We start from the raw sequence: 1,628 nt of genomic DNA on the forward strand, positions 1-1,628 counted from the left end.
AACTAAGTATCCTAAGGCTGCAGATTATATATGGGAAACTATAAAAGCTTCTATTAAAGAACCAATGATTAATATTGCTAATCGTCGTATACCTATTAGGATACTTCCAGGAAAATATTTGATTTATTAAAAAATAAAATAGGAAAGCAACCAACCAATAAGCATATGAACCCTATCGGGTATTATTTTGCATCTAACAAAGATTTAGAAGTATTTATAAATAATATACTATGTCAATATGGTTTAATTAATGATATAGAATTGGCGAATGTTATAAGAAAAATTGTTATATCGGGGACGCCTATAGAGAAGATACAGGCATCATCGCTCATGTGTGCTATAAAAATGTATTTTTCATAAGAAGATATAAATGGTAGAGATACAATCATCTAAAGATTTGAAAACAGCAACAATTGTGGGAGGTGTGAAATGGACAACATTTTCAATGATAGTTTCTTCCCTAGTACAAATTTTAAAGATAGTAGTACTTACTAGATTTTTGTCTACAGAGGATTATGGGCTTATGGCAATCATACTTCTCGTTTTAGGGTTTACTAGTTTGTTTTCAGAGTTAGGAATGGGAGTAGCTCTTATGCATAAGCAAAATGTTACACAAAATGATTTCTCTAGCTTATATTGGAGTTTCTCATTACTCTCTATTGTATTATATATAATATTATGTTTGTGTACACCATTAGTGGCTCAGTATTATGCACAACCAATTTTGAACAAATTAATACCTTTGATGGGATTAGAATTAGTCATAGTTGCTTCTGGTAAGTTATATGGTACTCTACGAGAAAAATGTTTTGATTTTCGTTTTATGTCCATTCTTACAAGCATAGCAGTGATAACTTCACTTATTATATCTGTTGTGTTGGCCATAACCGGATTTGGGGTATATAGTCTTATTTATTCAGCTCTTTTACAATCCGCAATATTGCATATTGGTAGTCTAATAACAACTTTTAAAAAAGCCCCATTACTTTTTCATTTTTCTTTTCAAGAGGTAAAACCTTTCTTGAAGATAGGACTTTATCAGTCAGGGGCTGGTATTTTGGATTATTTTTCAGGTAAATTTGATATTCTTCTTATCGGAAGACTATTTGGAATGGAAACATTAGGTATTTATAGTTTGGCTAAGGATTTGATTATTAGGTTGTTCTCTTTGGTGAATTCTGTTGTTAATAGAGTTGCATTTCCAACTTTTGCAAAAATGCAAGACAATAGAGATACTTTAATCATGTGGTTTGGTAGATTACAATCCGTTTTAGCATATATAATTTTTCCAATATATTGTTTTATCCTTTTGTATTCGCACTCTATTGTATTGATATTATATGATGAATCATTTGTAGGAGTAGCTAATTTATTATCTTTATTGACTATATATGGGGCTTTCGCATCTTTAGTGAATTTTTCTTCGGTTATTACAGGTGCATTAGGACGAACTGATATGTCTTTTATATGGACAATTATTCAATTTGTAATTATGCCTATATGCGTTTTATGGACAATTATTCAATTTGTAATTATGCCTATATGCGTTTATTTATCAAGTCAATTCTCAATAGTTATATTAAGTATAACAGTTTCATGTTTATCAGTAGTTAATTCTTATTTTATAT

General features: G+C 29.7%; 1 protein-coding gene. It reads left to right on the top strand.

The genetic code is table 11. The features are described 5' to 3' along the window. Positions 1-370: 370 nt before the first annotated feature. Positions 371-1,628 (top strand): lipopolysaccharide biosynthesis protein (locus DXA15_RS24925; RefSeq protein ID WP_147349111.1); only part of this gene is annotated, 1,258 nt, incomplete at its 3' end.

Source organism: Parabacteroides sp. AM58-2XD (assembly GCF_003463685.1).
GTDB classification, from domain to species: Bacteria; Bacteroidota; Bacteroidia; order Bacteroidales; family Tannerellaceae; genus Parabacteroides; species Parabacteroides segnis.